General features: G+C 71.8%; 21 protein-coding genes. 5 read left to right on the top strand and 16 right to left on the bottom strand.

All coding sequences use genetic code 11. The annotated features are described in order from the left end of the window. Positions 1 to 36 precede the first annotated feature (36 nt). From NUG21_RS11880 to NUG21_RS11870, 3 genes are all read left to right on the top strand, one after another. The gene (locus NUG21_RS11880) at positions 37 to 912 is read left to right on the top strand and encodes a LysR family transcriptional regulator (protein WP_263390952.1); all 876 of its coding nucleotides are present in this window, start codon (positions 37 to 39) and stop codon (positions 910 to 912) included. A gap of 340 nt (positions 913 to 1,252) precedes the next feature. Continuing rightward, positions 1,253 to 1,945, top strand: a complete 693-nt coding sequence (locus NUG21_RS11875; RefSeq protein ID WP_160947410.1) for an MtnX-like HAD-IB family phosphatase — start codon at positions 1,253 to 1,255, stop codon at positions 1,943 to 1,945. Between the two features lie 5 nt (positions 1,946 to 1,950). Continuing rightward, positions 1,951 to 3,423 carry an aspartate aminotransferase family protein gene (locus tag NUG21_RS11870; protein WP_160947411.1) on the top strand — a complete coding sequence of 491 codons (1,473 nt, stop codon included), beginning with the start codon at positions 1,951 to 1,953 and terminating at the stop codon, positions 3,421 to 3,423. Positions 3,424 to 3,488: 65 nt separating this feature from the next. On the opposite strand, the gene NUG21_RS11865 is transcribed toward NUG21_RS11870, so the two are convergent. Both NUG21_RS11865 and NUG21_RS11860 read right to left on the bottom strand, forming a co-directional pair. Continuing rightward, positions 3,489 to 4,727, bottom strand: coding sequence for a beta-ketoacyl-[acyl-carrier-protein] synthase family protein (locus tag NUG21_RS11865; RefSeq protein WP_263390951.1), 1,239 nt, complete (start codon positions 4,725 to 4,727; stop codon positions 3,489 to 3,491). A gap of 6 nt (positions 4,728 to 4,733) precedes the next feature. Next, positions 4,734 to 5,006 carry an acyl carrier protein gene (locus tag NUG21_RS11860; RefSeq protein ID WP_160947413.1) on the bottom strand — a complete coding sequence of 91 codons (273 nt, stop codon included), beginning with the start codon at positions 5,004 to 5,006 and terminating at the stop codon, positions 4,734 to 4,736. Between the two features lie 112 nt (positions 5,007 to 5,118). Here NUG21_RS11860 and NUG21_RS11855 point away from each other — a divergent pair, with 112 nt between their 5' ends. Together NUG21_RS11855 and NUG21_RS11850 are read left to right on the top strand one after the other, a co-directional pair. Next, the gene (locus NUG21_RS11855) at positions 5,119 to 6,186 is read left to right on the top strand and encodes a GNAT family N-acetyltransferase (RefSeq protein ID WP_263390950.1); all 1,068 of its coding nucleotides are present in this window, start codon (positions 5,119 to 5,121) and stop codon (positions 6,184 to 6,186) included. A gap of 1 nt (position 6,187) precedes the next feature. Continuing rightward, positions 6,188 to 7,066 (top strand): arginase family protein, encoded by an 879-nt coding sequence (locus NUG21_RS11850; protein WP_263390949.1) that lies wholly within the window; start codon positions 6,188 to 6,190, stop codon positions 7,064 to 7,066. A gap of 150 nt (positions 7,067 to 7,216) precedes the next feature. Here NUG21_RS11850 and NUG21_RS11845 read toward each other — a convergent pair whose 3' ends face one another. The 14 genes from NUG21_RS11845 to ptsP all read right to left on the bottom strand — a co-directional run bounded on the left by NUG21_RS11845 (position 7,217) and on the right by ptsP (position 23,685). Beyond that, positions 7,217 to 8,470, bottom strand: coding sequence for a DegT/DnrJ/EryC1/StrS family aminotransferase (locus NUG21_RS11845; RefSeq protein ID WP_263390948.1), 1,254 nt, complete (start codon positions 8,468 to 8,470; stop codon positions 7,217 to 7,219). Next, positions 8,460 to 8,858 (bottom strand): DMT family transporter, encoded by a 399-nt coding sequence (locus NUG21_RS11840; protein ID WP_160947417.1) that lies wholly within the window; start codon positions 8,856 to 8,858, stop codon positions 8,460 to 8,462. Before NUG21_RS11840 ends, NUG21_RS11845 begins: the two co-directional genes overlap by 11 nt. Beyond that, positions 8,855 to 9,217, bottom strand: a complete 363-nt coding sequence (locus tag NUG21_RS11835; RefSeq protein WP_010342593.1) for an EamA family transporter — start codon at positions 9,215 to 9,217, stop codon at positions 8,855 to 8,857. The genes NUG21_RS11840 and NUG21_RS11835 overlap by 4 nt, the downstream gene beginning before the upstream one ends. After that, a complete protein-coding gene (locus NUG21_RS11830; RefSeq protein WP_160947418.1) occupies positions 9,217 to 10,044 on the bottom strand; it encodes an alpha/beta hydrolase in 828 nt (275 codons plus the stop codon). Before NUG21_RS11830 ends, NUG21_RS11835 begins: the two co-directional genes overlap by 1 nt. Positions 10,045 to 10,135: 91 nt before the next feature. Next, a complete protein-coding gene (locus NUG21_RS11825) occupies positions 10,136 to 11,038 on the bottom strand; it encodes an HlyD family secretion protein (protein WP_160947419.1) in 903 nt (300 codons plus the stop codon). Next, positions 11,035 to 11,799, bottom strand: coding sequence for an ABC transporter ATP-binding protein (locus tag NUG21_RS11820; RefSeq protein WP_263390947.1), 765 nt, complete (start codon positions 11,797 to 11,799; stop codon positions 11,035 to 11,037). Before NUG21_RS11820 ends, NUG21_RS11825 begins: the two co-directional genes overlap by 4 nt. Next, positions 11,796 to 12,929 carry an ABC transporter permease gene (locus NUG21_RS11815; protein ID WP_263390946.1) on the bottom strand — a complete coding sequence of 378 codons (1,134 nt, stop codon included), beginning with the start codon at positions 12,927 to 12,929 and terminating at the stop codon, positions 11,796 to 11,798. The genes NUG21_RS11820 and NUG21_RS11815 overlap by 4 nt, the downstream gene beginning before the upstream one ends. Then, entirely contained in the window at positions 12,929 to 14,359 is a 1,431-nt protein-coding gene (locus tag NUG21_RS11810) for an efflux transporter outer membrane subunit (RefSeq protein WP_263390945.1), read from the bottom strand. Before NUG21_RS11810 ends, NUG21_RS11815 begins: the two co-directional genes overlap by 1 nt. Then, a complete protein-coding gene (locus NUG21_RS11805) occupies positions 14,356 to 15,777 on the bottom strand; it encodes a sensor histidine kinase (RefSeq protein WP_263390944.1) in 1,422 nt (473 codons plus the stop codon). The genes NUG21_RS11810 and NUG21_RS11805 overlap by 4 nt, the downstream gene beginning before the upstream one ends. Continuing rightward, the gene (locus NUG21_RS11800; RefSeq protein WP_160947424.1) at positions 15,774 to 16,481 is read right to left on the bottom strand and encodes a response regulator; all 708 of its coding nucleotides are present in this window, start codon (positions 16,479 to 16,481) and stop codon (positions 15,774 to 15,776) included. The genes NUG21_RS11805 and NUG21_RS11800 overlap by 4 nt, the downstream gene beginning before the upstream one ends. A gap of 593 nt (positions 16,482 to 17,074) precedes the next feature. Next, positions 17,075 to 18,343, bottom strand: a complete 1,269-nt coding sequence (locus tag NUG21_RS11795; RefSeq protein ID WP_263390943.1) for a carbohydrate porin — start codon at positions 18,341 to 18,343, stop codon at positions 17,075 to 17,077. 92 nt (positions 18,344 to 18,435) lie between these two features. Continuing rightward, positions 18,436 to 20,166 (bottom strand): PTS fructose transporter subunit IIC, encoded by a 1,731-nt coding sequence (locus tag NUG21_RS11790; protein WP_263390942.1) that lies wholly within the window; start codon positions 20,164 to 20,166, stop codon positions 18,436 to 18,438. 55 nt (positions 20,167 to 20,221) lie between these two features. Beyond that, on the bottom strand, positions 20,222 to 21,175 hold the full coding sequence (gene pfkB / locus NUG21_RS11785) for a 1-phosphofructokinase (RefSeq protein ID WP_263390941.1): 954 nt from the start codon (positions 21,173 to 21,175) through the stop codon (positions 20,222 to 20,224). Then, complete coding sequence (gene ptsP / locus NUG21_RS11780) at positions 21,172 to 23,685, bottom strand: phosphoenolpyruvate--protein phosphotransferase (protein ID WP_263390940.1); 2,514 nt, start codon at positions 23,683 to 23,685, stop codon at positions 21,172 to 21,174. The genes pfkB and ptsP overlap by 4 nt, the downstream gene beginning before the upstream one ends. Positions 23,686 to 23,738 lie beyond the last annotated feature (53 nt).

The raw sequence follows: 23,738 nt of genomic DNA, 5'->3' as shown, positions 1-23,738 counted from the left end.
AAAAAATAGACTGCTCGTCTCATATCTGGGACGAATATGGATCTCGACGCCCTCCAGGATTTCCAGCTCGTGGCGACTCACGGCGGCTTTGGCAAAGCCAGCCGCGCCAGCGGCCGCTCGAAGGCCACCCTCTCGCGACGGCTCGCCGACTTCGAAAATGCCCTGGGGGTTCGCCTCCTTGAACGAGGGGGCCGAAGCCTGGTACTCACGGAGACCGGAACGCTGTTGCTGTCCCAGACCGTTGGCCCGATGCGTGAGATCGTCGAGGCGGTCATGACGGCGCGGGAAGGCTTGACCGGGCCGCGTGGACGTCTTCGCGTCGCCGCACCGCAGCTGTTCTCGCAGGTCGCGCTCGGTCGGCTGGCTGCGCGGTTCAGGGCCCTACATCCGGACGTTCAGATCGAGGTCGTTGCGGAAGACCGGTTGGCCGATCTGGTCGAGGAGCATTTAGACGTCGCCATCCGTGTCAATCCAAGAGAGGAAGGGGGCCTGGTCGGCAGGTGCTTCGCCAAAGACAGGCTGATCCTCGCAGCGGCCCCGTCGCTACGGATTCCTGCAGCGCAGTCTGGCGGGCCCGCTCCTGTTCCTGCGGTCGTCATGCGGACCCATCGCGAAGGAGACGTCTGGTCCGTACGAGAGGGGGAGGTCGCTTATGAGCCGCAGCCAGTGCTCACGCTGTCTTCGCTGCTGTCGATCCGCGATGCCGTCGTAGCGGGTGCGGGGGCCGCCCTGCTGCCGCAGTCGATCATCGGAACCCAGTTGGACACTGGGGAGCTCGTGTCCTGGGGCGTCGCCGGCAAGGACACCCAGCTCTGGGTGATGCATACGTCGCGTCGCCTGCAAAGCCCGAAGGTCAAGGCGTTTGTGGAGTTCATGGTGGAGCAGTACCCGACCGGATGGTTTGTCGTGTAACGACACGCCTGCCTGGATCCGCTCACGATCCAGCGCGTTTCGACCGTCGAACACGCAGCGTCATTCGCCCGGCAACAGGTGGCCACATGCGTTGGCTGGCTCCAGGACGGTGACTGGCTCACCTTCGCCGACGCGCTCTCTGCATCTTGCAAGCGCACACGCCCTTCCGCTCGGCCGGCGAGGTCTCTGTGCTGGGCATCCCGGATTAAAGCGTAGGGGGGGGGGGCTGTCCCGCCGGCCTACCACGCCCAATGTGAACGCTCCGCTTTCTTTCGCCTCGCCGAAAGGAGTGCGAAAGACAGCGTGCCTAGGCTCTGCCCCCATCAGCCGGAGAGCCACCTTGCGCGCCCAATGGAACATCCTTTGCGATTTTGACGGTACCGTATCCCTGCAGGACGTGACCGACAGCCTGCTCGAGCACCTCGGGCGCCCCGGTTGGCAGGCGCTGGAGGACGACTGGGTCGCCGGTCGGATCGGCGCCCGCGAGTGCATGAGCAAGCAGGTCGCGCTGCTCGACGGCGACGTCGATGCGCTGCACCGGGTGCTGGATGCGGTGCGGATCGACCCGGCCTTCGTGCGCTTCGTCGCGCAGGCCGAGCGCCTGGGCATCCCGCTGAGCATCGTCAGCGACGGCCTGGACTACGGTATCGCCCGGATCCTGGCCCGCCACGGCCTGCACCATCTGCCGATCATCGCCAACCGCCTGCTGCGCACCGACGCCGGCGAATGGCGCATGGCCTCGCCGCATGCGCGGCCGGACTGCCCCAGCGGCACCTGCAAGTGCGCGGTCATGGCGCAACAGCCCCCCGAGCGCGCCACCTTGCTGATCGGCGACGGCCGCTCCGATTTCTGCCTGGCCGGCAAGGCCGACCTGGTGTTCGCCAAGGACGGTCTGCTGCGCCATTGCCGCGCCAACGGGATCGCCCACTGCGCGATCACCGGTTTCGACGACGCCATCGCCCTGCTGCCCGACCTGGCCGTGCCGGCCACGGCCGCCGTGTCCTTCCCGCTTCCCGTCACCCAACGAGCCTGATCCCGATGAACCGGAATGTTTCGCTTTCCTCGCTCGCACCGCTGCATGGCGATGCCGCGCCCGATCCGGAGGCGCTGCTGCGCACCGGTGCCGACCACCAGCGCGCGCTCAGCGATGCGCAGATGCTGGCCGACGAATCCCAGTACTGCTCCTACGGCGACACCGTGCACTACAGCGAGCCGCCGCGCATCTTCGGCCGTTGTGACGGCAGCTACCTGTACGACACCGAAGAAGTGCCGTACCTGGACCTGCAGATGTGGTACTCGGCGGTCAACTTCGGCTACGCCAATCCGCGCCTGAACCAGGCGCTGACCCGCCAGATCGAGACCCTGCCGCAGGTCGCCAGCCAGTACCTGCACCCGACCAAGATCGAGCTGGCCAAGACCATCGCGGTCGACGCCGAGCGCAAGTGGGGCCGCAAGGGCCGCGTGCACTTCAACGTCGGCGGCGCGCAGTCGGTGGAAGACTCGCTGAAGCTGGTGCGCAACGCCAGCGCCGGCAAGAGCCTGGTGTTCGCCTTCGAGGGCGGCTACCACGGCCGGACCCTCGGTGCCTCGGCGATCACCTCGTCGTACCGCTACCGCCGCCGCTTCGGCCATTTCGACCGCGCCCAGTTCATCGAATTCCCGTATCACTTCCGCGGCCCCAAGGGCATGTCCAAGGAAGAGTACGGCGAGCAGTGCGTGGCCAAGTTCGAGCGCCTGTTCGAGACCGAGTACAACGGCGTGTGGGATCCCAAGGCCGGGCAGTGCGAGTACGCGGCGTTCTACGTCGAGCCGATCCAGGGCACCGGCGGCTACGTGATCCCGCCGCCGAACTTCTTCACCGGCCTGAAGCGGGTGCTGGACAAGTACGGCATCCTGCTGGTGGTCGACGAAATCCAGATGGGCTTCTTCCGCACCGGCAAGCTGTGGGCGATCGAGCATTTCGGCGTGACCCCGGATGTGCTGGTGTTCGGCAAGGCGCTGACCAACGGCCTCAATCCGCTGGCCGGCATCTGGGCGCGCGAGGAGCTGATCAACCCGACCGTGTTCCCGCCGGGTTCGACCCACTCCACCTTCGCCTCCAACCCGCTGGGCACCGCGGTCGGCCTGGAGACCATGCGCATGCTGGCCGAGACCGACTACGAGTCCATGGTCATGGCCAAGGGCGCGCACTTCCTGGACGGCCTGCGCGACCTGCAGAAGCGTCACCCGGAAATCGGCGACGTCGACGGCCTGGGCCTGGCCCTGCGTGCGGAAATCTGCCAGGCGGACGGCTTCACGCCGAACCGCAAGCTGCTCGACACCATGGTCGACATGGGCCTGGAAGGCGAGCTGCGCCACAACGGCAAGCGCATCGGCCTGATCCTGGACGTGGGCGGCTACTACAAGAACGTGATCACGCTGGCGCCGTCGCTGCACATCAGCCACGAAGAGATCGACCTGGGCCTGTCCTTGCTGGACCAGTTGCTGACCCGCGCCAAGCAAGTCGCATGAGCCGGGCGGGAGACGACGCGCGCGGTTCGCGTTGCCTCCCGCCGTTCGCCGCGGCGGCGGGCGCTTCAGCCCGCCGCGCGCAGCGCGATCACCGCATTGAGTCCGCCGAAGGCGAAGGAATTGCTCAGCACCGCCTGCACGTGGCGGGCGCGCGCCTGGTTGGGCACGTAGTCCAGATCGCATTGCGGATCGGCATCGAGGAAGTTGGCCGTGGGCGGGACCTCCTGCTCGCGCAGCGCGCCGAGCGCCGCCACCAGTTCCAGCGCGCCGGCCGCGCCGAGCGCGTGGCCGTGCACCGCCTTGGTCGAACTCACCGCCAGCGTCTCGGCATGCGCGCCGAATACCTGGCGCAGCGCCTGCGTCTCGCAGCGGTCGTTGGCCTGCGTGCCGGTGCCATGGGCATTGATGTAGTCGATCTGTTCCGGCGCCAGGCCGGCATCCTGCAGCGCCAGCCGCATCGCCGTGGCGGCGCCGTCGACGCTGGGCGCGACGATGTCGCCGGCATCGGAGCTCATGCCGAATCCCGCCAGTTCCGCCAGCGGCCGCGCGCCGCGGGCCGCGGCGTGTTCGGCGCTTTCCAGCACGAACATCCCGGCGCCTTCACCCAGCACCAGGCCGCTGCGCTGCGCGCAGAACGGCCGGCAGGTGTCGTCGCTGACCACGCGCATCGCTTCCCAGGCGCGGATCAGCGGCAGGCTCAGGCAGGCTTCGCTGCCGCCGGCGATGGCCACGTCGGCCAGGCCATGGCGAATCATCAGCACGGCCTGGGCGAACGCGTGGTTGGCCGAGGCGCAGGCGCTGGACACGGCGAAGGCCGGGCCGCGCAGGCCGAAGGCGATGCTGATCTGGCTGGCCGGGGCGTTGGCCATGCTGCGCACGATGGTCAGCGGATGCAGGCGTTCGGCCTGGTCGCGGTACAGCCGGCGCGATTGCTCGTCGCGGCTGAGTTCGGCGCCGACGCCGGTACCGACCACCACCGCGCAGCGCGCGCCGAGCGCGGCATCGTCGCGCGGCAGGCCGGCCTGGATGATCGCTTCCTGGGCGGCGACCAACGCCATCTGGGTCATGCGATCGAGCTGGCCGGGGGCGATGCCGCCGGTCTGCGTGGCGTCGGGCGCGAACCCGGGCAGGGTCGCGGCCAGGCGCATCTTCAGGGTGCTGAGCGGATCGGGCGAGGGCAGGGCGGCGATGCCGCTGCGGCCCTCGCGCATCGCGCTCCACAGCGCCGCGGCGCCGAGGCCGAGCGCGCTGACCGCGCCCATGCCGGTGATGACGACGCGCCGCGCGTGCGGAGAGGCGCCCATGGCGCGTCAGTGCGCCGGTTGCGCCGCGCTGGCCGCCTTGGCCGCCAGCGCGTCCTCGACCGCCTGCACCAGCTTGCCGAGCGAACCGTCGTCCAGGTTCGGGTCGCGCTGCGGGAAGGTGATGTCGAAGTGTTCCTCGATGTCGAACAGGATTTCGATGGCCTCGAGCGAATCCACGCCCAGGTCCTGCAGCTTGGCATCGGGGGTCAGGCGCGCCGGGTCGATCTCGCCATGCTTGGCGACGATGCTGTGGATTTGCGACTCGATGGACGGGGTCATGGCAGTGCTCCGCGAAATGAAGGGCCACCGTGCGGCGCCCGCCGCCGGTGGATCGCACGCTGCGGCCTGGGCCGCAGCATCCATTCTCCACGCTAGACGATCAATCTTGCAGATGCCTTTCGTCAACCAACTCGAGCCGCAGGCCTTGCAGCGGCAGTTCCTGCAGCACCCGCCGGCCGGTTTCCTGATCCAGCCCCTGGAGCACGGGGTGCCGGCCTTCGAGGCCGATTTCGACCTGCTCACCACCGCCGAACCGGCGCTGCGCGCGAAGGTGGCGCGGCTGCCGCTGCAGCGGCTGTGGCAGCGCCTGCTGCGGCCGCGCACCAGCTTCGTCGGCAGCACCGTGAGCGAATATGCGTGGCTGCCGCGCGCGGCCGACCCGGCGCAGTTGCCGCGGCAATGGCGCGCGCAACTGGGGCGGCAACGCGCGCTGCTGATCGTCAAGGACGTGGCGCAGCATTCGCCGCTGCTCGACGCCGCCGACAACGCCTGGGCGCAGGCCTTCCTGGATGCCTGCGAGCGCAGCGGCTACGTGCTGCTGCGCGGGCAGGCGCTGGCCTGGGTGCCGATCGACTTCGCTTCCACCGACGAGTATTTGGCGCGGCTCTCGCGCGGGCGTCGGCGCAACATCCGCCGCAAGCTGCGCTCGCGCGCCGACCTGGACATCGAGGTGCTGCCGACCGGCCCGGCCTTCGCCGACCCGGCGCTGCGCGCGCACTGCTATGCGCTGTACCAGGAGGTGTATGCGCAGAGCGAGATCCATTTCGACCTGCTCACCCAGCCGTTCTTCGACGCGCTGCTGACCGACGCCGAGTCCGGCGGGCAGGTGTTCGTGTACCGGCACCAGGGCCGCATCATCGGCTGGAACCTGTGCTACGTGCACCAGGGCCGGCTGCTGGACAAGTACATCGGCCTGCACTATCCGGATGCGCGCGAGCACAACCTGTACGCGCTGAGCTGGATCGAGAACCTCGACTATGCCTGCCGCCACGGCCTGACGGCCTATGTCGCCGGCTGGACGGACCCGGAAGTGAAGGCCCAGCTCGGCGCCAGCTTCACCTACACCTGGCATGCGGTGTACCTGCGCAATCCGCTGCTGCGCGCGCTGCTGCGGCGGTTGCGGCCGCTGTTCGAATCCGACGACGTCGGGCCGGCGGCCGATGCCGCCGAGGAGGACTGAGATGCGCACTCCGGTCCTGCTCGATCTCGATGATTCGCTGGGCGCGGTGCCCGCTGCCGTGCGCCTGCCGCTGCGCGATTGGTGCGACGGCCTGCGCTTCGCCTGCTCGATGGCGCGGCTGCGCCGCTTCGGCGCGGCGTTGGAGCAGGCGCTGCCGGCGCAATACGGCACCGTGCTGCTGGGCAGCGGCGATTTCCATCACCTGAGCCTGCCGCTGATCGTGCGCCTGGCGCAGCGCGCGCAGGCGCCGTTGCGCGTGGTGGTGTTCGACAACCATCCGGACAACATGCGCTTCCCGTTCGGGGTGCACTGCGGCTCGTGGGTGCGGCGCATCGCCGCGCTGCCGCAGGTGGCGCAGGTCGAGGTGGCCGGCATCACTTCCGGCGACGTCGGCCCTGGCCATGCCTGGGAGAACCATCTGCTGCCGCTTTACCGCGGCAAGCTGCGTTACTGGTGCAGCGGCGTGGACGTGGGCTGGGCGCGACGGCTGGGCCTGGGCCAGGCGGTGCGCGGCTTCGCCAGCGTGAGCGAACTGAGCGACGCCTTCGTCGAACACCTGCGGCGCACGCCGATGCCGACCTATCTGTCGCTGGACAAGGACGTGCTGGATCCGCAGGACGTGCGCACCAACTGGGACCAGGGCCAGCTGCGCGTGCCGCAGTTGCTGCAGGCGATCGACGCGTTGCGCGGCCAGGTGTGCGGCAGCGACATCACCGGCGAAGTCTCGCTGGCCCATTACCCGCAATGGTGGAAGCGCAAGCTGGCGGCGCTGGACGCGCAGCCCGAGCCGTCGCCGGCGGATCTGTCGGCGTGGCAGGCGCAGCAGCACGCGTTGAATCTGCGGTTGCTGGCGGCGTTGGACGCGGCCAGCGTCGGCTAGCGCGGCCTTGTCGGTGCGTAGGAGCGGCTTCAGCCGCGAGAGACGTTACCGGTAATGCCCTCGCGGCTGAAGCCGCTCCTACAGGATGCTTCCCGTCGTCGCGAGCGGCGCATTGTCATCGCGACGCTGGCGAAGCCGCCCGTCGCTCGATCAAGCGCTCGGCGCAGCGGCATGCACCAGATCGACATCCAGCGGCGCCGGTCCGACCGTGCCGGCGCAGGCCGCCTGCAGCGTGGCCACGATGGTCTCGAAGCGCGCCTCGTCCAGCCAGGGGCTGTTGCTGATGCTCAGGCAGCGTGCGGCGAAGTCGCGGGCGTTGGGCATCGGCGTGCGCTCGACGATGCCGTCCAGGTAATCGTAGTCGGGCAGGGCATGCACGAACGGCACCGCCACGCCGAGCCCGCGCGGCCATAGCGCGGCCAGCACCGATTCGCGCGCGGCCGCATCGGGCAGCAGCACCATCAGGATCGGCCAGCTGCCCTGGGCGCCGGGGGTATCGGCGATCACGGTCAGGCCGGGAATGCCGGCCAGGCGTGCGCTGCGGCGCCGACCCTGCTCGCGGATCTGCGCCAGGAACGCCGGCCAGCGCGCGCTGGCGCGCACGCCGACGCCTTCGCGCCAGGCGCCGACGGCATGCTGGGCGATGGCCGTCCCGAAGCGGTCGCCGGCCGCGCCCACGCGGTCGCCGCGACGCAGTGCGCGGCGTACCGGTGCGCCGTACGCCCAGCGCAGCGGCTGCGGCCGGTACAGCGCGGCGTAGCCGAGCAGTTCCAGGCTGCGGCGCAGTTCCCAGCGCCAGTCGCGCTGGCCCAGGCGTGCGGCGGTGTCGGCGAGGCTGCGCTGCAGCGGCGCATGCCGCGACATCAGTAGCCCGCCTTCGTAGAGGGTCAGGCCCTTGCCGGCGGCCAGGCTGCAGAAGCCGATGTCGCCGCCCAGTCCGGCCGGGCGGCCGTCGGGGTGCACGCCGCCCAGCGCCTGCGCCGCGTCCTCGATCAGCAACGCGCCGCAGCCTTCGGCGGCGCGGCGCAGCGGCGCCAGGTCGGTCAGGCGCCCGCCGAGGTGGGTGGCGATGATCGCCAGGGTGTCGCTGCCGCAGCGTTGTGCCAACTGCGTCGGGTCCAGTTCCAGCGAGCCGGGCAGCAGATCGCACAGCACCAGCTGCAGGCCGCAGTGCGCCACCGCCAGCGCCACCAGCGGGCAGGTGTAGGCCGACACCAGCACCTGTCGGCGCCGGCTGGCCGCGGTCAGGGTGCGCAGCGCCACGATCAGCGCGGCGGTGCCGGAGCAGGTCAGCAGCGCCTGCGGCAGGCCGAGCGCAGTGGCCAGCCGCGTGCGCGGGCGGCCTGGCCACAGGTCGCGCCACTGCAGCGGCAGGCCCGCGGTCGGCGGCACCTCAATGCGCATCGGCGGGATCCGCGCGTTCGCCGATCGCCAGGCAGACGATGCCGGCGACGATCAGCGCCGCGCCCAGCGCCTGCAACAGGCCGATGTGTTCGTTGAACCACCAGGCCGACAGCAGCATCACGCTGACCACCTCCAGGTGCGAGGCGGCGAAGGCCGGGCCGATCGGTGCGTGCTCGAGCAGCTTCATCCAGGTGAAGAACGCACCGACGTAGCCCAGCAGTGCGGCGTACAGCCACGGGCTGCCGAGCAGGCGCAGCACCCAGGCCAGTTCGGCCTGCGGCGGAAACGCGTGGGTGCCGGCCAGCTTGAAGCCGATCTGGGCCAGGGTGTCGAAGCTCAGCAGCAGGGCGAAGCCCACCGCGTAGCGATGCAGCGGCGGCCGGCTCATGAGCCCAGCCCCACCACGGCCACGCCGGCGCTGACCAGGCAGATGCCGGCCACCTGCATGCGTCCTAGGCGTTCGCCGAACAGCCAGCGCCCGGCCAGCATGATCGCCACGATGTTGATCGAGCCCAGCAGCACGCCGCGGCCCAACGGCACCAGCGACAGGAACGCGGTCCAGGCGAGGAATTCGAACACGTAGCAGGCCACGCCGAACCACAGCTGCGGCTGCCGCGCCATGTGCTGCCAGCGCGCCATGCCGGTGCCCTGCGGGTGGCTGGCGACGTACTTGAAGGCCAACTGGCCGGCGGTGTCGAGCGCCACCGTCGCCAGCCAGATCGCCACCACCGAGCCGGTCATCGCCATCAGGCGGCGGCCTGCTGCGGGGCGGTGAGCGCCGCGAAGAACTGCGCCAGGCGCGCGCCGAGCACGCGCCGTTCGCGGTCCAGGGTGATCATGTGGTAGCTGTCGTGCAGCAGCAGCAGTTCGGTCGGCCCGGAGACGTTGGCGATCACCAGCCGCGCGTTGCGCAGGTCGGCGATGTCGTCCTCGGCCGCGTGCGCGACCAGGCACGGCGCGACCACCTTGGGCAGGTTGCGGCGCACGTCGCGCGAGAGCAGGTACATCTCGGCCAGGGCGTGCCAGGGGTTGCCGGGCAGGCCGGCGGCGCTGCTGTCGCCGCCGAGCATGGCGCTGCTGACCTGGGCGCGGATGCGCTCGTCGCGCAGGCCGTACGGCGGCTCTTCCAGGAACATGCGGCGCTTGCCGATGCCCAGGCGCTTGAACCACGGCAGCAGGAACGCCAGGCGCGCGCGCTTGGGGATGTTCCAGCCGTCGTAGCGGAAGGTGGCGCCGAGCACGCCGACGCCGTCCACCCACTGCGGCCGCTCCTGGGCCAGGCGCAACGCAAGCAGCGCGCCCATCGACAGCCCGGCCACGAACAGCCGGTCGACCTGCGGGCGCATCCGCGCGGCGGCGGCCTCGACGCTGGCGTACCAGTCGCGCCAACTGGTGGCCAGCAGGTCGTCCTCGTCGCCGCAGTGGCCGGCCAGCTGCACACCATGGACGCTGAAGCCTTCGCGGTTCAGGCTCTTGCCGAGCAGGCGCATCTCGCTGGGCGTGCCGGTCAGGCCGTGGATCAGCAGCACGCCGTTGCGGCCGCCTTCGAAGTGGAACTCGGCAGATTCGATCATTGGAATGGGCGCGGCTGCGCAGTCTCGGCAATCCGTGCAGGGTGGCCGCTGCGCGTTTCAGCAGCCTTTCGCCGCCGCCGCGGCGAAGGGGTCAGTGCTTGGCCGCGGCCGGATTGCGGAAGCGTACCAGCACGCGCTGGCCAATGCGCAGGGTCGAGGGCTGGGTGAAGGCCAGGACGCAGGCCACGCTGCGGTCGTTGCCGGCGGGCGTGGCGTCGTCGTGCAGTTGGGTGGGGCCGTAGGCCGGCGCCAGCCAGCGCACCACCGCCTGGCCGAGCACGGTCTGGCGGCCGTCGTCGCTGATGACCTCGGCGGCCATGCCCGGAGTGACGCTGCCGGCATAGCTTTCGTTCAATTCGGCGCGGACCAGGCGCGGGGCGTCCGGCAGCAGGGTCAGCAGCGGCGCGTTGGCCTCGCTGCGTGCGCCGACCGCGGCCGACAGCTGCAGCACGCGCCCGGCCACCGGCGCCTGCAGCCGGTACTGCGCGCGCTGCAGCTCGGCCGCGCGCACCTGTGCGTCGGCCAGGGCCGCATCGCTGCGTGCGGTGTCCAGCGCGTCGACCAGGCTCTGCACTGCGTCGCTGGCGTCGTCGGCGCTCTGGCCGTCGCTGGCGCCCAGGCGCGCGGCTTCGGCCAGCCGCCGCTGCTTCTGCTGGGCGCTTTGCAGGCGCTGCTGCAGTTGTTTCAGGTGGGTGGCCGCGGCCTGGGCGCGGGTGCGGGCGATGTCCAGGTCGACCGCGGCGGCGCGGTCGTCGCCGGCGACCAGCAAGGCGCCTTTCTGCACCGCGTCGCCCTCGTGCACCGGCACCTCGCGCAGGGTCGCGGCGACCGGCAGGCCGAGCTTGAGCACGCCGCCCTCCACGTCGATGCGGCCGCGCGCCACTGCCAGGTAGGCGGCGGGGGCGGCGGCCGGCGCCGGGGCCGGCGTGCGGTCCGATGGCGCGCATGCGGCCAGCAGCAGGCTCAGCAGGGGCGCGGCGGCGAACGCTTTCATGGTGCGGGATTCCGTGAGGGCAGGGGCGAGGGCGGCGCGTTCACGCGGCGGTCGTCGAGGATGCGGCCGTCCTCCATCGACAGCACGCGGTCGGCGTGGCGGATCAGGCGCGGGTCGTGGCTCACGCACAGCACCATGGTGTTGTGGCGGCGCGCGATGCGGTGCAGCAGGTCGATCACGATCTGGCCGTTGCCGGCATCCAGCGCGCTGGTCGGTTCGTCGGCGAACAGCAGCGCCGGGTGCTTGGCCAGCGCGCGGGCGATCGCCACGCGCTGCTTCTCGCCGCCGGACAGCTCGGCCGGGCGCAGGTGCTGGCGGTGGGCGATGCCGACCTCGGCCAGCGCCTCTTCGGCGCGGCTGCGCACCTCGGCGGGGGCAAGGCCCATGTACTGCAGCGGCAGCCGCACCTGGTCCAGCGCGCACAGCGCCGGGAACAGGTTGAAGCCCTGGAAGATGAAGCCGGTATGGCGCAGGCGGAACTGCTCCAGCGCGCTGGCGCCGAGCGTGCCCAGCGCCTCGCCCAGCGCCAGCACCTGGCCGGCGTCGGCGCGCTGCAGGCCGCTGAGGATCGACAGCAGGGTGCTCTTGCCGCAGCCGGACGGGCCGGAGATCAGGGTCAGTTCGCCCGGCCACACCTGCAGTTCCACGTCGCGCAGCACCGGCGTGCGCAGGCTGCCGGAGACGAAGCTCTTGCACAGGCCGCTGCCGCTGAGCGTGGCGGCGGCCGGCTGCAGCGCGGCGGGGGCGACGATGCGGCTCATCGCAGCAGCAACGCCGGATCGGCGCGGCGCAGCCCGCGCAGCGCGGCCAGGGCCGAGACCACGGTCAGCAGCATCACCGCGCACACGCACAGGCCCCAGCCGCTGGCATTGAACGCCACCGGCACGTCGTGCGCGCGGGCCAGCGCGACCAGTGCCGCGCCCAGCGCGCTGGCACCGATCAGGCCCAGCGCCCCGACCCAGGCCGCCTGTTCCAGCACCACCCAGCGCAGGTTGCGCATGCTCACGCCCAGCGCGTTGAGCGTGGCGTACTCGCGCGCGGCGCCGAGCACCGTGCCGAGCAGGGTCTGGCTGGTGATGGCCACGCCGACCAGCAGCACGATGCCGCCGAGGAACAGCACGCCCGAGCCGGCGCCGGTGTCGAACATCCAGAACAGGATGCTGCGCCGGGCGAAATCGTCGGCGCTCCAGGCTTCCACGCGTGGCCGCGTGATTGCGCCGTCGATCGCCTGCGCCACCGCCTGCGGGTCGGAGCCGGGGCGCAGCCTGGCCACCATGTAGGTCGGCCAGTCCGGATGCGCGGTGTCGCTGTTGAGCGCGCGCGCGGTGTCCAGCGAGGCCAGTACGTTGACGCCGCCCAGCGCGCGCAGGCCGCGGCCGACCCCGATCACCCGCACGCGGTGGCCGTTGATGCGCGCGCTGCTGCCGACGCCGACGCCGAGCTTGTCCAGTTCCGCGCGGTCCACCACCACGGTGTCCGGTTCGCGCAGCGCCGCGCGCAGGGCGGGGCTGAGCAGGCGCGAGAACATCAGCCCGCCGTCGCGGGTGTCGATGCCGGAGATGTAGACCGATACCGCGCCGGTGTCGCCGGGGCCGCGCCAGTCGCCGTCGAACCAGATGAACGGCTCGATCTGCCCCACCCGCGGGTCGAGGTACAGCGGCGCGGCCGCGTCCGGATCGATGGCGCGGCCCTGGTCCACGCTCTGCGTGCCGGGATAGCCCAGCCACAGGTCGGCGTCGGAGCCGGAGACATAGACGCTGGCGCTGCCGAAGATGCCTAGCACCAGCGCGGTCTGCAGCAGCAGCAACAGGCTGGCGAAGCCCACCGACACCACCACCGGCAGGAAGCGGCGCCACTCGTAGCGCAGGGTCTGGCGGGCCAGCGCGACCATCAGGGCTGCGCGCCTTTGCGGTCGCCGCCGTGACCGGCGCCGGGGATCGGCGCGGTGGCGCTGCCCAGCGCGGTGTGCAGGGCGACGTAGGCCAGGTCGCGCTGGCGCTGCGCTTCCAGCAGTTCCAGCGCCGCCTGGTCGCGCGCGGCCTGCTGCGTGGCCACGTCCAGATCGCTGCCCAGGCCCAGCCGCCGGCGCTGTTGCGCCGCCTCGGCGACCTGCTGCTGCGCCTGCAGCACCTGCTGCTGGGTTTCGGTGTTGCGCCGCTGTTGCTCCAGCGTGGTCAGCGCAGTCTCGACTTCGTTGACCGCGTCCAGCACGGTCTGCCGGTAGGCCAGGGTGGCCGCTTCCAGCAGGTCGCCGCGCGCCTTGGCCCTGGCCTGGCGGATGCCCCAGTCGAACAGCGGGATGTCGATCACCGGTCCGAACGAGGCGATGCCATGGGTGGCGGTGCGGCGGTGGCTCAGCAGGCTGGTCGACCAGCGGATCGCGCCGCCCAGGCCGATGCTGCCGTAGCGGTCGGCGCGGGCGATGCCCAGCGCGCCGGCGGCGCTGATCACCTCGGCCTCGTGCGCGGCGATGTCCGGGCGTCGCCGCAGCAGGTCGGCCGGCACGCTGTCGACCGCTGCGATCTGCAGTTGTCCCGGCGCGGTGGTGGCCGCGGCCGTGCTCCATGCCGGGTCGGGCGTGTCGCGGCCCAGCAGCACTGCCAGGCGTCGCGCCGCCGCGGCGGCGGCATCGCGCGGTTCGTTCACCGCGCTCTGCGCCTGCAGCGCCGCGGCCTGCGCCTGCGCGGCAGTGGCCGGCGCGGCCAGATGCAGGTCGACCAGGGTCTGCTGCAGGTCGGCCTGGCGCTGGCGTGCGCTGGCGATGTCCTGCAGCAGGCGTTCGGCCTGCTGCGCGTGGCGCAAGTCGATCCAGTTGTGCGCCACGTCGGAGATCGTCGCCGCGCGCACCTGCGCCAAATTGGCCTGTGCGCTCTGCAGGTCGCCGCGGGCCACGCGGTTGGTGGCTTCGCCGCGGCCGAACAGCGGCAGCTCCCACTCCGAATCCACACCCACGACCAGGAACGAGGCGCTGGCGTCCGGGTCGATCGGGTCCTCGGTGCGCGCGCGCAGCTGCGGCCGCAGGGTGGCGTCGGCGACCGCGTCCAGCCGCCGCGCCGCGCGCAGCCGTGCCAGCGCCTGGCCGACCTCGAGATCGTCCCGCAGCGCCTGCGCGACCAGCGCGTCGAGCTGCTGATCGTGGAAATCCTGCCACCAGGCGCTGCCCGGCGGGCGCGGCGCGGCCGCCTGCGGCGTTGCGCTGCTCCACTGTGCGGGCAGCGACGGCTGGCGCAGGTCGGGGATGGGCTGGCTGGCGCAGCCCGTCAGCGCGAGCGCGGCGGCCAGCCCCAGCACGTTGGCCGGGCGAAAGCGGATCCGGTTCATGCCTGCGGCTCCGCGTCGGCCGGCAGGTCCAGCTCCGCACGCAAGCCACCCAGCGCCGAGCGCCGGTAGCGCAGCGTGCCGTGGTGGCGGGCGGCGATGTTGGCGACGATCGCCAGGCCCAGGCCGGTGCCGCCTTCGGGCGCGTCCGGGGCACGGAAGAAGCGCTCGCCCAGGCGCGGCAGCAGGGCCTCGTCGATGCCGCTGCCGGCGTCGTCCACCGCCAGGCGCACGGACTGCGGCTCGCGCCGCAGGCTGACCGTGACCACGCGCCCGGCGGCATGGCGGAAGGCGTTGTCCAGCAGGTTGTCGAGCAGTTCGCGCAGCGCATAGGCATCGGCGGCCACCCAGGCGGGCGTGTCGTCGTCGCCGCCGTCGTAGCCCAGGTCCACCCCGGCGTGCAGCGCGTCGGGGATGCGCTCGGCCAGGGCCTGCGGCAGCCATTGCGCCAGGTCCAGCGGCAGCAGTGGGCGGATGCTCTCGCGCGGTGCCTGGGTGCGGGTCAGCGCCAGCAACTGGGTGGAGGTGCGGGTGGCGCGGTCGGTCAGCTGGCGGATGTGTTGCAGCGCCTGTGCGCTGTCTCCCGGGCGCTGGCTGGCCTGGGCGCGCTGCACGTGCATGCTCAGCCCGGCCAGCGGCGTGCGCAGTTGGTGTGCGGCGTCGGCGAGGAAGCGTTCCTGTAGCGCCATCATGTGCTTGAGGCGGCCGAGCAGGCCGTCGATGGCCTGGGTCAGCGGCAGGATCTCCACCGGGATGTCCGGCCCGGACACCGGGCTGAGGTCGCGCTGGCTGTCGTCGAGCCGGCGCACCGCCGGCTCCAGCATGCGCAGGCCGACCCGCACGCCGTGCCAGACCAGCACCAGCAGGGAACAGGTGAGCAGCAGTTCGGTCGGCAGCATCAGCACCAGGATCTCGCGGGCGCGGCGATGGCGGTCGTCCAGGGTCTCGGCCACCGACACGGTGAGCCAGTCGCCCGGCTCCAGCGCCGAGGGCAGCAACAGGCTGGCCACGCGCACCGGCACGCCGTTGTCCATGCGGTCGTCGTACAGCATCACCCGGCCGACCTCGGCCGGATCCGGGTGCATCGGAATCGGCTGGGTGCTGCCGCTGATCACCCCGTGGCGGCGGCTGTCCAGCTTGAAGAACACCCGGCCATCGCTGCTGTACTCCAGCAGTTGCCGCGCCTGCAGGGTCAGCGGCATGCGCTCGCCGGGGTCGTTGACCGCGTTGGCCAGGCCCTGGGTGTCCTCCTTCAGGTCCATGTCGTGGACGTGATTGGTGTACTTGAGCATCAGCAGGTAGAACAGCGCCGACACCACCAGCATCAGCAGCACGGTCGGAATCAGCAGGAACGCCAGCAGTCGCTGGCGCAGGCTGGGATGGCGGTAGGCCGGCGCGTGCGCGGCGGTGGTCGCGCTCACTGCGGGATCTGTGCGTGGTCGGCGGCCGGTGAGGCGGCGCGCGACTCCTCCAGCAGGTAGCCCAGGCCGCGGATGGTGCGGATGCCGACGCCGGCGCCATGCAGCTTGCGCCGCAGGCGGTGCATGGAGATGTCCAGGCCGTTGTCGGTGATTTCGTGTTGCCAGTCGCACAGCGCCTCGGTCAGCTGGCTGCGGCTGACCACGCGCCCGCTGCGCAGCAACAGGGTCTCCAGCAGCGCGAACTCGCGTGCGGTCAGGTCCAGCGGCTGGTCCTGCAGCCACACCCGGCGCCCGGCCAGGTTGATGCGCAGTTGCCCCAGCACCAGTTCCGGCACCCCGCCGCTGCTGCTGCGGCGCAGGAGCGCGCGGGTGCGGGCGAGGAACTCGGACAGTTCGAAGGGCTTGATCAGGTAGTCGTCGGCGCCCTGGTCGAGCGCGCGGATACGGTCTTCCACCGCGTCGCGCGCGGTCACCACCAGCACCGGGATCTCGTCGCGGCGGGCGCGCAGGCGCTGCAGTACCTGCAGCCCGTCGCGGCGTGGCAGGCCCAGGTCCAGGACCAGCAGCTGATAGCTTTCGCTACCGAGCGCGCGTTCGGCGGCGGCACCGTCGCTGACATGGTCCACCACGTGCCCGCACTCGGCGAGCGAGTCGCGCAATGCAACGGCAATGGACGTATCGTCTTCGGCAACCAGGATGCGCATGACGCGAATGCTTGCAACGGGGATGTGGGAAAACCGTCGTAATCGGCGGCCGCGAAGTCAGTACGTTCACATACGTCGATGTAACTTCGATGGAGACTGCATCCAGATTCTGCGATGCGGTGATGACGATTGTCATCCATGACATCGTTCGCGCGCTCCCGGTCGTGACCCTGCAGGGTAGGAAAAATCCTATAGCCGGCCACGGCATCCGCCGATCCTCACGCCCCCGGGGCGGCGGCATCATGCATGTGTCGGCAACGTCACCGCTCCCGCGCCAGGGAGGCGGCTCGCACGGAATCGAACGGATCTCGATTCGCCGGCCACGTTTCGCTCCCGCAGACGCCGAAGGATCGGCGCAGCGCCACTGCGATCGGAATCAGAGGGAAGAAAACGCACGAGGCCCCGGCATGCCGGGGCCTCGTGCGTTCAACGTGCCGCTATCGGGCCGGAATCATGTCGGCATCATGCGCTAGCAGGGTCGAGCTGCTCCGGTGCCGTCCCGCCGCACCGCCCACCACGTCTACACGCAACCCCTCAGGCCGCAATCCCCCGCCTTTGCGAATCCCCAATCCCGAATCCCAAATCCCGGCCTCTCAGAGCGCCCAGTCCAGCCGCAACCCGGCCACCAGGGCATTGGGCAGGTCGCGGGTGCGCGCCGGCTCGTTGAACTGGTCCGGGTGCACGATGTAGTGCAGGTTCGGGGCGATGCGCAGCTGCGGGGTCACCTGGATGCCGTAGCTCAGCTCCATCATGGTCTGGGAGCGGTGCGGGGTGCCGCTGCCGCCGGCCGCCGCGCGCGCCAGGCGCAGGTCTTCCAGGGCGTCGTCGCTGTAGTGCTGCTGGGTGACTACGAAGGCGATGTTGTCCTGCGGGCGGCTGGCGAAGGTGCCGCGCTGGACCAGGCCCAGTTCCAGGAAGTGGTCTTCGATCAACTGCCCGGAGGTGCCCTTGAGCGCCGAGCCGAACAGCACCAGGCCACGGTTGCTGTCCGGGTCGGGGCGGGTGACCTGCTGCTCGAAGCGCACGAACGCGCCGGAGCGGCCGTTGCGATTGGCGTAGTCCAGCCCGCTCAGCCGCGCCGGGTTGCCGTTGCGGTCGTTGAGCGGATCGCGGTAATCGGAGTTGTCCTGCCAGCCGCCCATCTCGTACATCGCCGGCAGGCGCGCGCCGCTGGCCTGGGTGGTGTAGCCGATCGCGTAGGGCACGATCACCCCGGTGCGGTCGTTGGTGCTCCAGTTCAGGCCGTGCTGGCCGCGTTCGGCCTGGATCGGGTTGACCTCGTAGGCGCCGACGTGGACGTAGACGTTCGGGGTCACCCAGGCCTTGGCGTGCGCGGCCCAGCTCGACACCGGCCAGTAGGTGAAGTTGCTGGTGCGGAACACGAAGGTCGGGTTGCCGCAGGCCGAGTTGCCCTGGAAGTAGTTGCACAGGTCCGAGCCCAGGAAGTGGATGTTGGCCACGCTGCGGCCGGCCTCCAGTTCCAGGCGGTCGTTGAACAGCTTCTGGTCGATGGTGAAATTGGCCAGGCGGGTGCCCTGGCCACCGTAGATTTCCTGCACCGAGGTGCTGTTGCCGATGTTGCCGTTGGCCAGGTTGGTACCGTGGCGGTTGATGCCGTAGACCTTCAGCGTCGCGCCGTTCCAGCCCATCAGCCGTTGCAGGTCCACGTCGGTGCCGAACATCAGCTGGCCGGCGTAGGCGCTGCCCTGGTGCTTGCCGCCATCCAGCGAGACCGCGCCTTCGCCGGTGTAGGCGAGCTTGGGCGTGAACGCATCGCTGGCGTCCTGGGCATGGGCCAGCGGCGCGGCGAGGGCCAGCGCCAGGGTGGCCACGGGCAGGTGCGAGACGAGGGAACGGGACATGGCGGAACTCCTCAGCAGGAAAAGGCCGGCGCGCCGCCAGCGGCGACGGGGGGAGGGGCATCGCATGGCGACGCGCCGGCACATGGACGGGATCAGGCGACGACCGGCTTCTTCAGCACCCGCAGCGCCACCGCGGTGACCACGGTGCCGGCGAGCAGCGCCACCAGGTACATTCCCAGGTGGCTGACCGCATTGGGGATCGGCAGCACGAACACGCCGCCGTGCGGCACCTTCAGTTCGGCGCCGGCGGCCATCGAGATCGCGCCGGCCAGCGCCGAGCCGAGCATCAGCGCGGGGATGGTGCGCAGCGGGTCGCGCGCGGCGTACGGGATGGCGCCTTCGGTGACGAAGGCCAGGCCGAGCACGCCGGTGGCGGCGCTGCTGCCGCGCTCCTCCTGGGTGAAGCGGCTGCGGAACACCCAGGTGGCCAGGGCGATGCCCAGCGGCGGGGTCATGCCGGCGACCATCGCCGCGGCCATCGGCGTGTACACCTGGCTGGCGATCAGGCCGGTGGAGAAGGCGTAGGCGGCCTTGTTGACCGGCCCGCCCATGTCGAAGGCCATCATCGCCCCCAGCAGCAGGCCTAGCAGCACCGCGCTGCTGCCCTGCATGCCGCGCAACCACTCGGTGAGCCAGGCCAGCAGTTCGGCCACCGGCTGGCCGACCACGTAGAGCATGGCCAGGCCGACCAGCAAGGTGCCCAGCACCGGCAGGATCAGCACCGGCTTCAGGCCCTCCAGGGTGCGCGGCAGCTTGATCGCGCGGTTCAGCGCGGCCACGCCGTAGCCGGCGATGAAGCCGGCCAGGATGCCGCCGATGAAGCCGGCGCCGAGGTTGGCCGCGACCATGCCGCCGATCATGCCCGGGGCGATGCCGGGGCGGTCGGCAATGGAGTAGGCGATGTAGCCGGCCAGGGCGGGCACCATCAGGGTGAAGCCGGCCTTGGCGCCGATCTGGAACAGCGACCAGGCCAGGGTGCCCTTGTGCGCGTCGTCGAAGGCGTAGATGCCGCCGAGCGCAAACGCCAGCGCGATCAGCAGGCCGCCGGCGGTGACGAAGGGCAGCATGAACGACACGCCGGTCATCAGGTGCTTGTACGGGCCGGCGGAGCGGCCGCCCTGCGCCTTGGTCGGCGCACTGGCGCCGTTGCCGGCGGCGTGCACGCTGGCCTCGGCCAGGGCCTTGCGGATCAGCGCCGGGCCGTCGTTGATCGCCGGCTTGGTGCCGCTCTTGAACAGGCGCTTGCCGCCGAAGCGGCCCAGGTCGACCTCGCGGTCGGCGGCGATCAGCACCAGGTCGGCGGCGGCGATCTCCTCGGCGCTGAGCGCGTCCTGCGCGCCCACCGAGCCCTGGGTCTCCACCCGGATCTGGTGGCCCAGCAGCTTGGCCGCCTGCTGCAGGCCCTCGGCGGCCATGAAGGTGTGGGCGATGCCGGTGGGGCAGGAGGTGATGGCGACGATGCGCTTGCCGGCGCCCTCGGCGCTGCCGGCAGCGGCAACGGCGGCCGTGGTCGCCGCGGCGCCCACCAGCAGCGGCGCCAGCACCGCGTCGGCATCGGCCAGCACCGCGTCCAGGCTGCTGCGCTGCACGCGGCGGCCGGCGAAGCGGGCAGCATCGGCATCATCGCCGTCGCCGACCAGCAGCAGCGGCGCGGCGGCGGATGCCGCGGCCAGGTCCAGCGGCGCGATCACGCCCTGCGGCGTGCGCACCTCGGCCTGCAGCACCGCGCCCCGCGCCGTGGCGGCATGGCGCAGCGCCTCGGCGGCGAGGACGGCTTCGGTACTGCGATCGCCGGCGGCGATCACCACGAGGATCGGATTCATGCGGGCTCCCGATGAGCGCAAGAGGACGCGGCGCACAGCAGCGACGCGGCGGTAGTCATGCCAGGGTCTCCAGGCGGACCGCGGCGGCCAGCGCCGGCAGGCGCTCGCGCGGCAGGCGGCGGGCGACGCCGCTGCCCAGCGTGGCCACGGCGAAGGCGGTGGCCTGGCGCGCGCAGGTCGCCAGGTCGGCGTCGGCGCGCAAGGCCGCGACCAGGCCGGCGACCATCGCATCGCCGGCGCCGACGCTGCTGCCGCCAGTCAGTTGCGGCGGCTGCGCCAGCAGCGCCTGCTCGCCGCGCACGAACAGCGCACCGTCGGTACCCAGCGACACGGCGACCAGGCCGATGCCGCGCGCCAGCAACGCGCGCGCGGCGCCGAGCAGCTCGGCGGTGGCGGTCAGCGGCGTACCGGCCCATTCCTCCAGTTCGTGGCGGTTGGGCTTGATCGCGAACGGCAGTTGCGCGCGCGGCGCGTCCAGTGCGGCGTGCAGCGGCGCACCGCTGGTGTCCAGCAGCACCCGCGCGCCCGCGGCGGCGGCCTGCGCCTGCAGTTGCCGCCAGGTGTCCTCGGCCAGGCCGGCGGGCAGGCTGCCGCTGAGCACCACCGGCAGGCCGGGGCGCAGCAGTTCGGCCAGGCGCGCGCCGATGGTGTCGAGTTGCGCCTGGTCCAGGGCCAGGCCGGGCAGGTTGATGTCGGTGGTGGCGCCGCTGTCGGCGGCCACCAGCTTGAGGTTGCTGCGGGTGTCGCCGGGCACCCGCAGGCAGCGGTCGTCGATGCCGCGCTCGGCGAACAGGGTTTCGAACACCGGCGCATTGCCGGCGCCGAGCACGCCGAGCGCTGCGCAGCGCAGGCCGGCATCGGCCAGGCAGGCGGCGACGTTGATGCCCTTGCCGCCGGCGATGGCGTGGGCGCTGCGTGCGCGGTGCACCTGGCCCGGTTGCAGCCGATCGATCGCCACGGTCAGGTCGATTGCCGGATTCAGGGTGACGGTGACGGCATCGACGCTCATGCGCCGGCTCCGCCGTCGAGCGCCCGCACCTCGGCCGCGCTTTCGCAGTCCAGCGCGCGCTGCGCCAGCGCCTGCAGCGCGTCCAGGCGGCTGCCGCGCAGGCGCGCCTTCACCGCGGGGATGTCGTTGGGCGTCATCGACAGTTCGTGCACGCCCAGCCCGGCCAGCAGCGCCGCGCCGAATGCATCGCCGGCCAGGCCGCCGCACACGCCGACCCAGCGGCCGTGGCGCGCCGCGCCCTCGACGGTGGTGCGGATCAGGCGCAGCACCGCCGGGTGCAGGCTGTCGGCCTCGGCGGCCAGGTCCGGGTTCTGGCGGTCGATGGCCAGGGTGTACTGGGTCAGGTCGTTGGTGCCGATCGAGAAGAAGTCCGCGTGCTTGGCCAACGCATCGGCCTGGATCGCCGCCGCCGGCACTTCGATCATGATGCCCAGCGGCACCTCCGGTGCCTGCAGCTCCGCGCGCAGGCGCTCGCATTCGGCGCGCAGCGTCAGCAGTTCCGCGGCCGAGGTGATCATCGGGAACATGATCGCCAGGCGCGCGCCGTCCTTGGCCGCGCGGTACAGCGCGCGCAGCTGCGGTTGCAGCAGGTCGGCGCGGCGCAGCAGCAGGCGCGCGCCGCGCACGCCCAGGAACGGGTTGTCCTCGCGCGGCAGGTTCAGGTGCGCGACCTGCTTGTCGCCGCCGATGTCCAGCGCGCGCACGATCAGCGCGCGGCCGTCCAGCGCCTGCGCCATCGCGGTGTAGGTGGCGTATTGCTCGTCCTCGCTGGGGGTGCTGCCGCGCTCCAGGAACAGGAATTCGGTGCGCATCAGGCCCACGCTCTCGGCGCCCTGCGCCAGTGCGGCGGCGACCTGCTCGGGTAGGTTGACGTTGGCGCCGATCTCCAGGCGATGGCCGTCCTCGGTCTGCGCCGGCTGGTTGCGCTGCTCGGCCTCGCGCGCACGCAGCTGCTGCTGTTCGTCGATGTAGGCGCGGGCCGAGGCCAGGTCGGCTTCCGATGGCGCCAGGTACAGGCGGCCGCTGCTGCCGTCGACGATGACGGTGGCGCCATTCTCCAGGTCCAGCAGGTCGGCGCCGCCGGCGACCAGCGCCGGCAGCCCGAGGGTGCGCGAGAGGATCGCGGTGTGCGAGGTCGGGCCGCCCACGGCGGTGGCCAGGCCGAGCACGCGACCGGTGTCGAGGTTGGCGGTATCCGACGGCGACAGGTCGTGGGCGAGCAGGATGCACGGCGCGGCCGGCAGCTGCTCCAGGCTGCCGCCGGCCAGGCTCGGATCCAGTTGCGCCAGCACCCGGCGGCCGACGTCGCGCAGGTCGCTGGCGCGCCCGGCCAGCACCGCGTTGCCCAGTGCCGAGAGCTTGTTGGCCAGGCGCTCCACCGACTGCTGCCAGGACCAGGCGACGCCGTGGCCCTCGACCATCAGCTGGCAGGCCAGGGTGATCAGGTCGGTGTCGTTGAGCAGTTCGGCCTGGGCGCGGAAGATCGCCGCATCGCCGGCGCCGAGCCGGCGCCGGGTGTCCTCCTCGATGGCCTGCAACTGCGCGCGGGTGCGCTGCAGGGCGTCGTGCAGCAGGGCGCCGCCGTCGCTCAGCGGCACCGGCGTGTCCGCCACCGCGACGTCGTGGCCGGCCAGCTTGTGCACCACGCCGATCGCCAGGCCGGGGCTGGCGCCGATGCCGACGATGGCCGGCTGCGCCTGCGGCGGGGTCCAGCCGGCGACCGGCGCGGCGCGGCGCTGCGCCGCCGCCTCGGCGTCGGCCTGTTCCTGGGCGGTCAGGCCGTCGATCACGCTGCGCAGCCGCGCCAGCGCCGCCGCGGCGTCCTGGCCTTCTGCGGAAATGGTCACCGTGTCGCCGGCATGCAGGCCCAGCTGCAGCAGCGACACCAGGTTCTTGGCGTCGCCGACCTGATCGCCGGCGCGCACCTGGATGCGGGCGGCGAACCCGCGCGCGGTTTCCACCCAGCGCGTGGCCGGACGCGCGTGCAGGCCGGTGGGGTAGCGCACGGTCCAGTCGAAGCGTTCGGCCAGGTCGCTGGCCGGGGCGGCGGGCGCGGTGGGGGCCGCGTCCTCGCTCAGCGCGGCGACGATCGCCTGCGGATCGTCGCTGGCGAACAGCGCCTCCAGCCGCGGCGGGTCCTGGATCAACCGGGTCAGCCGCCGCAGCAGGGCGATATGGGTGTCGGACTGGGCGGCGATGGCGACCACCAGGCGCGTGGTCTGGCCCGGGTTCCACTCCACGCCGTCGCGGAGCTGCAGCACCGCGATGCCGTCGCGGCGCACCAAGTGGCGGTCTTCGCCGGTGCAGTGCGGGATCGCCACGCCATGGCCCAGGAAGGTGTTGGCCAGCGCTTCGCGGCGCAGCATGCTGGCCTCGTAGGCCGGCGGCACGCAGCCGGCGGCGACCAGCAACTGCGCCGCCTGGGCGATCGCGTCGGCCTTGTCGCGGGCCTGGACATCGATCCGGACCAGATCGCTGGAAACCAGGGGGGAGGAGGGCGTCTGGGACACGCGGGTTCCTTGAGGGTGGGCGGCGAGTGGGCGCAGTGTGGGAACGTTCCCAG

This window comes from Xanthomonas sp. CFBP 8445, assembly GCF_025666235.1.
Classification (GTDB): Bacteria; Pseudomonadota; Gammaproteobacteria; order Xanthomonadales; family Xanthomonadaceae; genus Xanthomonas_A; species Xanthomonas_A indica.
This window is presented reverse-complemented; position numbering and strand designations above follow the sequence as displayed.